Below are 8,036 nucleotides of genomic sequence, written 5' to 3' on the forward strand. Positions count from 1 at the left end.
GGGTTAGGCTGCGCCCCACGTCTCCGGGGGGAGCCGATCGTGCGCCGATCATCGGTCGTCCCGCTCATCGCCGTCGCGGCTGCCGTGACGGCCGCGCTGACCGGGTGCGGGGGAGGGCACGCGGCGCCCAAGCCCGCGCCCTCCCGTACGCCCGACTCGGCGCTGGAGTCGTTGAAGTCGCGGCAGAGTCTGGTCACCACGGTGCGGCGGGCCGCACCCGACCCCGCCAAGGCCGATTCCTGCGACAGTCTCGTGCTGGACTCGTGGGAGGAGCGGGTGGCCGGCTTCGTCGTCAACGGCGAGCGCTTCCCCGCCGTCGCCGATCCCGCGCACCCGAAGACCACCACGTCCGGGCAACCGGAGGTCTATGCCAAGCGGTTCAGCGCGGGCCGGGCGTTCCTCGACCCGTCGAGCGGACGGCTGGTCGACGGCGCCGACGCGGCGCAGACCCGCGCGTACGACGCCTGGCTGGTGGACCCCGCCGTCGTCCACAAGGCGTACCAGCCCTACCAGAACTACCTGGTGGGCTATCTCGACGGTGGCGGGTCCTGCTGACGCCTACTTGCTCTCCAACGTCCCCAGCGGGCTGGGGTCTTCGGCCAGGGCGGCGGCCGCTGCCGTCCAGCCGGTGTCCTCGGGGCGGAGCGCGCTGTGCAGGAAGGCCGTGCTGAGCCGCTGGACCAGCGCGACGCGGGCCGGGTTTTCGTCCGTCGTGGCGGTGGATTCGTACCCGTTGATGCCGCCGAGCGAGTGCTCGGCCCCGAAGAGCGTGAGCAGGCTCTTGCCGCCCGGGCTGTAGGTGTAGGGGTCGGTGAACCAGTCGGGGCCGCGGGTGGACAGCGCGGACTGGTCGTGGTCGCCGGCCACGATGAGGGCCGGTGCGGCCATGGCGTCGAAGGACGGCCGCATGAAGGAGAAGTGTTCGGCGGCGAACGGGGTCAGCTCGTCGCCCAGACCGGTCAGGGCGAACAGGACGCCGGCCTTGACGCGGGGGTCGGTCATGTCCTCGCCGGGCACCCCGGCGGAGTCCAGGACGCGGGCGCCGAGCAGCGTGCTCGCGCTCTGGGCGCCCCAGGAGTGGCCGGCCACCGCGACGCGGTCGTGGTCGACGCGCCCGGCGAGGCCCGGCACGGCGGCTTCCAGCAGGTCGAGCCCGTCCAGGACGCGGGTGAGGTCCTCGATGCGGAAACGCCAGATGCGGGGGGTGCGGGGGTCCTCGGCGGGAATGCCGAGGGTGCGGGAGTCGAGGTGGGTGGGTTGCAGGACCACGAAGCCGTGGGCGGCCCAGAAGTCCGCGAGCGGGGCGTAGCCGTTCATCGACTCGCCGAAGCCGTGCGAGAAGACGACGACGGGCAGGTGGTGGCCGTCGGCGGGGGCGGCGACGCGGACCTGGAGGTCCTCGCCGCGCTCGGGCGCGGCGGGCAGGACGACCGGCCGTACGGATATCACGGTCGCGGATACGCCAGAGGTGCCAGAGGTGCCAGAAGTGCCTGAAGTTTCTGAAGTGGCTGATGGGGTCGAGATGGTCGCAGTGGTCGGGTCGGACATGGAGCTGCCTTCCGTTCGATGCGCCCGGCGGGCGGCCGGTGTGGCGCCGCGGGTCCTGCCGGGCGGGAGCGAGAGCGCGAGGAGGGCGTGCCGCGGCGCGGGACGGCTTGGTGGCCGGCCCCTGATCTGCCACAATGCACGAAACGGAACCTTGCTCCGCCAACGATACGGAGCGACGTTCCGCTTTGCAAGCTCCTGGGAGGATCACGCGGTGGACGACGTGGACGGCAGCGCGCACGGCACGGGAAGCGGACCGGCCGGGTCCAGGCGCAAGGACGCCCGGCGCAACCAGCAGACCCTGCTGGACGCGGCCGCCGAGGTCTTCGTCGCCTCCGGCGTCGAGGCGCCGGTACGCGCCATCGCGGAGAAGGCCGGGGTCGGGGTCGGCACCGTCTACCGCCACTTCCCGACCCGCGCGGACCTCATCGTCGCCGTCTACCACCACCAGGTCGACGCCTGCGCCGCCGCCGGCCCCGCGCTTCTCGCGAGCGCGGCCACCCCGTACGACGCCCTGCGGCAGTGGATCGACCTCTTCGTCGACTTCCTCGTCACCAAGCACGGGCTCGCCGCCGTCCTGCGGCCCGACAGCCCCGGGTTCGACGCGCTGCACGCGCACTTCGTCGACCGGCTCGCCCCCGTCTGCGACCGACTCCTCGACGCCGCCGCCGAACACGGCGATATCCGCGCCGATCTCGACGGCTCCGACCGCCTGGACGGGCTCGAACTCATGCGGGGCGTCGGCAACTTGTGCGTCGGGGCGGACAGCGACCCCGGCTACGACCCGCGCCGCCTGATCGCCCTCCTCGTCAACGGCCTCCGCGCCGCCCCGCACTGACGCACGCCGCGCACTGACGCATGCCCCGACCGCGTCCGCGCCGCGGAGGCCGCACCCGTTCGCGTCAGTTGCCCACGTGCAGCCCGAAACCCGTGCGGCCCGCGGGCTCCAGCCCCTCCTTCAGGTGCAGCGACGGGATCTCGTAGTCGCCGAAGTTCTGCCGCCGGAACGCGATCGGCTCGGTCGTCTCCAGGGTGAGCAGCCGCTGCTGCCAGGCTCGGGCGACGTCGGGGTACTCCTCGTCGGTCATCCGGTCGGTGCCGTACAGCACGAAGGGCGGCAGCACCTCGATGCCCGGGTAGTAGAGGATGCCGTGCTGGATCGGGAACAGCAGGTCGTCGATGGGGCCGTTGATCCCGCGCGCGGCGTAGTGCGACTCCGGGCCGCCGGCAGTCACCGACAGCAGCGCCCTCCTGCCCGCGAGGGAGCCCTCGCCGAAGCGCTCGCCGTACTTGGTGGCGCTGTGCTCGCCGACGCCGTACGCGAAGTGGTAGGTGAACACCCGGTCCACCCAGCCCTTGAGGATGGCGGGCATCGAGTACCACCACAGCGGGAACTGGAGGATGACCGTGTCGGCCCACAGCAGCTTCTCCTGCTCGGCGCGGACGTCCGGGCCGAGTGCCCCGGCGTCGAAGGCCCGGCCGGAGTCGCGGGCGACCTTCAGCGGGCTGGAGGCGTGCGGGCCGTAGTCGGCGGCGTCCACCACCGCCTTCCAGTTCATCGCGTGGAGGTCGCTCACCAGCACCTCGTGACCGGCGCTCTCCAACGTGGACACCGCGAGGTCCTTCAGCGAGCCGTTGAGCGACTTCGGCTCCGGGTGGGCGTGGACGATCAGCGTCTTCACGGGGGACTCCTTCGGATCGGGTGGGTGCCTTCGATTCTGGACACCGCGGCGCCCGCTGTTCAGGGGCGCCGCTTCCGTCGGACGGGACTTCCTGGTATCGGCAGGACCACCTTCGCGCGGCGCCGCCGAGGCCATACTGGGAGCCATGGACGATCTCGCGGGCTTCCTGCGGACCCGGCGCTCCCGGGTCGATCCGGCGGCCTTCGGCCTCGCCACCGACAGCCGCCGCCGGGTCGAGGGGCTGCGCCGCGAGGAGGTCGCGCACCTGTCCGGCGTCAGCGTCGACTACTACGTACGCCTGGAGCAGGGCCGCGCGACCCAGCCCTCCCTGCAGGTGCTCGACGCGCTCGCCCGCGTCCTCGGCCTCGACGAGACCGAACGCGACCACCTGTGCCGGCTGGCCCGGCAGCGCCGCCGTCGCGCGAAGGCGCCCGGCGGACGGGTCAGGCCCGAACTGCTGCGCGTCCTCGACCTGGTCGGCGACGCGCCCGCGCTGCTGGTGGACCACCGCATGGACGTGCTCGCCGGGAACCGCCTGGCCGGCCTCCTCTACGGCCGGCCGGTGGCGGGCCTGAACACCGCCCGGCACATCTTCCTGGAGGAGGCCGAGCGCGGTCTCTACGCGGGCTGGGAGGACTGCACCGTGGACGTGGTCGGGCACCTGCGGCTGGCCGCGGGAAAGTACCCCGACGACCCCCGCCTGGCCTCGCTCATCGGCGAGTTGGCGATGGGCAGCGACCGCTTCCGGCGCCTGTGGGCCCGCGCGGACGTGCGCGCCCGCACGCACGGACGCAAGGCGTACCGGCACCCGCTGGTCGGACTGCTGGACCTGCACCAGGAGAACTTCTCGCTGCCCGACGCGTCCGGCATGGAGCTGCTGGTGCTGACCGCGGCCCCCGGCAGCCCCTCCGAGGACGGGCTGCGCCTGCTCGCGGGCCTGGGCACGGACCGCGGTGACGTGCGGCCGCTGGTGGACGCCGAGGTCCGGGAGTAGCCGGACGGCGTCCGCCCGCGGCGGGGCGCGCGGGGCGCGCGGGGCACGCGGGGCACGGGCAGGGCACGCGCTGGGCGTGGCTCCCCGGTCACCAGGGTCCGTGGTCGGCCAGGCCGAGGGTCAGGGCGGCCACCGCCGTGGCGAGGAACACGATCCCGCCCACGATGTTCCGCGAGCCCACCCGCAGATGGGCGAGGATCGCGCCGATGAAGTACAGCACGAGGCCGCAGGCGGCGAGGGTCCCCAGCAGCGGCACGGCGAACCCGGCCGCCAGCCCCACGGTGCCCGCCGCCAGCAACATGCCCAGCACCGGCACCCACTTGCGGGCTATCCCCTTCATGTCCGCCTGGGTCTTGGGGTATTCGTGGCCGATCAGGTAGGTGACGGCGGCGGCGCCGTTGAAGACCACACCGAGGATGGTGACCGTGACGTAAGCGGCGAACACATTCTCTCCGTTCTGTGCTGCGAGCCGGGCGATGAGGTTGCCGGGCACTCCGTCGCGGGGTGCCACTGCCTTGAACGACCGGCGGGCGCCCCGATCTGTGACATCGGCCCGGCGGTGGGCGGCCCCGCGTATTCCGGGGCGTACTCCAGGACGTGCTCCGGGACGTACTCCGATCCGCGTAGTGCGGATGCCGCCCTGGGCGGACGCGGCCCGGCTCCGCCCGGACCATGCTGAGCAGGTTGGGGACAACGGGGCGGGGGAGAGGAGACGGCGCGGGTGGTCGCGGTACCGATCGGAAGCCGGCGGCAGGGGAGCGCGGGCCGTACGAGGATCAGCGGATCGCTGCTGGGCGACGCCGTGACGGCGGTCGTGATCGCCGTCGCCGGAGCCGTCGGCACGGGGTTCGAGGGGAGCCCGCAGCGGGCGGAGGTGCCCATCGACGCCCGGGGCTTCGCGCTGTTCGTGACGGCTGCGCTGGTCCTGGCGCTGCGCCGCAGGTGGCCGCTGGCCACGCTCGCGATGGTGGCGGTCTGCACCGCCGGCTACCTGGACCTCGGGTACGTCAACTGCGGTGTCCGCAAAGGCAGTTCGACCGCACCGCTAAGCGGGTCCCGGTCACTGCGGCGCCCCGGCGCCCGGCTGCTCGCCGCCCCACTCGAGCGTCACCTTGACCGCCGCGGTGCCGCTCGTCCCGGCCAGCGCGGCCACCAAGCCGTCCTTGCCGAGGGCGAGTTCGACGCCGAACTCCACGCTCACCTTGTCGGGGGCCGCCTGTCCCACGGCGTCGCGGACGTTGGTGGCCACCGTCCGCAGCGTCGTCTCGAACCCGCGGAGCGCTCGGGCGCCGCCGTCGAGGAGGCCGGAGTCCTGCGGTCCGCCGGGGGATTCGATCCGGGCCCAGATCGCCTGTCCGTCCGGGAGTTGAACCTCCACCAGTTGTCGCATGTCCCCCACCCGAACCGTGCCGACTCTCCGGGTTTCCACGATAGAGCCGCCGCGCGGCGCGGGAGGTTCGTCCGTATGAGTCCCGGCAGCCCTCCGCCCGCGGCCGGCGTGGCTTCGCCCGGGATCGGCGCCCGCGGTCAGGCGCCCGCGGTCAGGCGGTAGCGGTCACGCGGTGACGGTCACCATGAGGCCGCCGCCGGGCGCGGGGCGCACGGTCACGTGCTCCAGGGAGGGGGCGTGTGCGCTGGGCCGGTGGGCGGCCGCGCGGGGGCCGACGCCGATGACCCGCATCCCCGCGGAGCGGGCCGCCGCGATGCCGACCTCGGCGTCTTCGAAGACGAGGCAGTCCTCGGCGGCGAACCCGAGTTCGGCGGCGCCCTTGAGGAATCCCTCGGGGTCGGGCTTGCTGGCGCTCACGCACTCCGCGGTGACCCGGACCGGCGGGAGCGGAAGGCCGGCCGCGTTCATACGGGTCTGCGCGAGGTCGATGCTCGCGGAGGTGACGAGGGCGTGCGGGTGCCCCTGGAGGGAGGCGAGGAAGGCGGGGGCGCCGGGGATGGGCACCACGCCGTCGGTGTCGGCGGTCTCCTCGGCGAGGAGCACCGCGTTCTCGGCGAGGTTCTCGGCGACCGGCCGGTCCGGGAGGAGTACGGCCATCGTGGCGTGGCCCTGGCGGCCGTGCACGATCGAGAGCACGTGGACCGGGTCGAGCCCCTTGCGCTCGGCCCAGCGCCGCCAGCAGCGCTCCACGACCGCGTCGGAGTTCACCAGGGTGCCGTCCATGTCCAGCAGCAGCGCGCGGGCGCGGAACTCGGCGGACGAGGCGGACGGCGTCATGAAAGTGCTCCCTGGGTGCGAAGTTGCGAAGTTGCGAGGTTGCGTTCTGCGCGGCAGTACGCGGTCGCACGTAGCCGTAGGCAGTCGTACGCGGCCGCACATGACCGTATGGACGGTGCGGGGGCGGCCGCCTCGGCTGGTGCCGTTGCGACCGCCCCCGACGGTAACTTTCGTTACTCCGTGGTCCCGCCCGCCGGTCAGGGTAAGCGGGCGGAACCACTTTGTTCCATCACGATACAAAAGATGTGGCGGCTGCGCCAGCCCCCACCCCCGCCGCCCTAGACTCGCCGCATGCCCACAGAACCCTTCGGGCCGCTCCAGTTCCAGCTCGTGCTGCTGCGGCGGATGGCCGACCACCAGCCGGATCTGGTCGACGACGCGCTGCGCACGCTGGGCGCGAACCACACCGACCTGCGGGAGGCGAACCGCCGCTGGCAGGCACGGCTGCACAGCCGTACGTTCCCGCGCGGTGAGGCCCGCTACCGTACGGCGCTCGGGCCGCCGGAGGCCGTACGGGAGCAGCGGGCCGGGGACCTGGCGCTGCGGGCGGCGCTGTGGCCGGTACCGCTGTGGCCGGAGTTGAGGTTCGAGGTGGTCACGCTGCCCGGTGCGGGCGGTGGTGGCGCCGGGGCGGTGGTCAACGAGTGGCTGGTGCGCGCGCCGGGGGCCGAGCCGCCCCGCCCGGCGGCCATCGCGGACCTGACGCCGTGGTCGTGCACCGTGGACGACGCGGCCCGGGCCTTCCCGCCGGCGGCCCCGCTGCCGTCCGACGCGCCGTCCCGGGCCCGGCTGGCGCTGACCGACCCGCTGACCGGCGGCCGGGTGGTCGCGCACTTCACGTGGGGCCTGCTCCAGTACGTGGACCAGGCCGGACCCGCCGATACGGCGCCCGGGCGGGCCTAGTTCCGCCAGTTCCGCCAGTTTCGCGAGGGTACGGAGGGCCCGCCGACCCGGTGGTGTGCCGTCCGCCGTGGTGCCGTTCGCGGTACTACGAGTCGCCCTGCGTCTGCCGTTCGAGGGCGGCGCGCGTCTTGGGCCCGTACACGCCGTTGTGGTCGCCGTCGGACGCGTCGGTGACCCAGTACCAGACCTGGAAGGTGGCCACCGCCAGCTGCACCTGGCTGTTGAAGACGCCGTTGATCGGCCCGGCGTAGACCCACACCTCGCTGAGCCGCTGCTGGAGGTCGGCGACGGCCGGGCCGGTGTCGCCGAGCTGGAGCACCTGCGTGGAGGGGGGCGCGGGGTTGCCCGCGGGCGGCGTGGAGGTGTCGGTGCCCGAGCCCGAGCCGGTGGTGGGGTCGGCCGGGCTCGACGGGTTGCCGGCCGCGACCGAGGTGGACCCGGACGCGTGCGCCGACGTGGTGGACGGGCCGGCGGGCGTGGTGGTGTCGCCGGTGCGCGGGGGCGTGGTGGCGGATGTCGAGGGGGTGGCCGACGGGCTCGCCGTGCGGGTCGTGGTGGTGGGGGCGGTGCGGCCGGTCATGGCCGGGGCCGTCGACGTGGTGGCCTGCGTGGCGTCCGTCGGCAGCACCACGTCCGGCATCGACGAGGACTGGTCGGGCAGGGCTCGCTCGCTGCCGCCCTGCTC

General features: G+C 73.8%; 10 protein-coding genes. 4 read left to right on the plus strand and 6 right to left on the minus strand.

Going from position 1 to position 8,036, the window contains the following annotated elements:
* Window positions 1-39: 39 nt before the first annotated feature.
* Complete coding sequence (locus AC13HU_RS26015) at window positions 40-555, plus strand: hypothetical protein (RefSeq protein WP_483044381.1); 516 nt, start codon at window positions 40-42, stop codon at window positions 553-555.
* A 3-nt stretch (window positions 556-558) separates the two neighbouring features.
* On the opposite strand, the gene AC13HU_RS26020 is transcribed toward AC13HU_RS26015, so the two are convergent.
* Window positions 559-1,548 carry an alpha/beta hydrolase family protein gene (locus tag AC13HU_RS26020; protein WP_483044382.1) on the minus strand — a complete coding sequence of 330 codons (990 nt, stop codon included), beginning with the start codon at window positions 1,546-1,548 and terminating at the stop codon, window positions 559-561.
* Between the two features lie 211 nt (window positions 1,549-1,759).
* Here AC13HU_RS26020 and AC13HU_RS26025 point away from each other — a divergent pair, with 211 nt between their 5' ends.
* Complete coding sequence (locus AC13HU_RS26025; RefSeq protein WP_483044383.1) at window positions 1,760-2,383, plus strand: TetR/AcrR family transcriptional regulator; 624 nt, start codon at window positions 1,760-1,762, stop codon at window positions 2,381-2,383.
* Window positions 2,384-2,447: 64 nt separating this feature from the next.
* On the opposite strand, the gene AC13HU_RS26030 is transcribed toward AC13HU_RS26025, so the two are convergent.
* Window positions 2,448-3,227 carry an NAD(P)H-dependent oxidoreductase gene (locus AC13HU_RS26030; protein WP_328463609.1) on the minus strand — a complete coding sequence of 260 codons (780 nt, stop codon included), beginning with the start codon at window positions 3,225-3,227 and terminating at the stop codon, window positions 2,448-2,450.
* Between the two features lie 145 nt (window positions 3,228-3,372).
* Between AC13HU_RS26030 and AC13HU_RS26035 the strand changes: the two genes are divergently transcribed.
* Window positions 3,373-4,221, plus strand: a complete 849-nt coding sequence (locus AC13HU_RS26035; RefSeq protein WP_483044384.1) for a helix-turn-helix transcriptional regulator — start codon at window positions 3,373-3,375, stop codon at window positions 4,219-4,221.
* A gap of 88 nt (window positions 4,222-4,309) precedes the next feature.
* Here AC13HU_RS26035 and AC13HU_RS26040 read toward each other — a convergent pair whose 3' ends face one another.
* From AC13HU_RS26040 to AC13HU_RS26050, 3 genes are all read right to left on the minus strand, one after another.
* On the minus strand, window positions 4,310-4,666 hold the full coding sequence (locus AC13HU_RS26040; RefSeq protein ID WP_483044389.1) for a DoxX family protein: 357 nt from the start codon (window positions 4,664-4,666) through the stop codon (window positions 4,310-4,312).
* A 615-nt stretch (window positions 4,667-5,281) separates the two neighbouring features.
* Window positions 5,282-5,611 (minus strand): CU044_2847 family protein, encoded by a 330-nt coding sequence (locus tag AC13HU_RS26045; protein WP_483044385.1) that lies wholly within the window; start codon window positions 5,609-5,611, stop codon window positions 5,282-5,284.
* A gap of 165 nt (window positions 5,612-5,776) precedes the next feature.
* Window positions 5,777-6,448, minus strand: a complete 672-nt coding sequence (locus tag AC13HU_RS26050; protein ID WP_483044386.1) for an HAD-IA family hydrolase — start codon at window positions 6,446-6,448, stop codon at window positions 5,777-5,779.
* Between the two features lie 291 nt (window positions 6,449-6,739).
* On the opposite strand from AC13HU_RS26050, the gene AC13HU_RS26055 reads away from it, so the two are divergent.
* Window positions 6,740-7,351 carry a hypothetical protein gene (locus tag AC13HU_RS26055; RefSeq protein WP_483044387.1) on the plus strand — a complete coding sequence of 204 codons (612 nt, stop codon included), beginning with the start codon at window positions 6,740-6,742 and terminating at the stop codon, window positions 7,349-7,351.
* 85 nt (window positions 7,352-7,436) lie between these two features.
* On the opposite strand, the gene AC13HU_RS26060 is transcribed toward AC13HU_RS26055, so the two are convergent.
* Window positions 7,437-8,036, minus strand: a 600-nt coding sequence (locus tag AC13HU_RS26060) for a peptidoglycan-binding domain-containing protein (protein WP_483044388.1), incomplete at its 5' end; no start/stop codon positions are given.

This window comes from Streptomyces sp. NH27 (assembly GCF_056859195.1).

Coding starts and splice junctions, on each gene's coding strand:
- AC13HU_RS26020 (WP_483044382.1), bottom strand. CDS start 1,548: ATGTCCGACCCGACCACTGCGACCATCTCGACCCCATCAGCCACTTCA.
- AC13HU_RS26035 (WP_483044384.1), top strand. CDS start 3,373: ATGGACGATCTCGCGGGCTTCCTGCGGACCCGGCGCTCCCGGGTCGAT.
- AC13HU_RS26045 (WP_483044385.1), bottom strand. CDS start 5,611: ATGCGACAACTGGTGGAGGTTCAACTCCCGGACGGACAGGCGATCTGG.
- AC13HU_RS26050 (WP_483044386.1), bottom strand. CDS start 6,448: ATGACGCCGTCCGCCTCGTCCGCCGAGTTCCGCGCCCGCGCGCTGCTG.
- AC13HU_RS26055 (WP_483044387.1), top strand. CDS start 6,740: ATGCCCACAGAACCCTTCGGGCCGCTCCAGTTCCAGCTCGTGCTGCTG.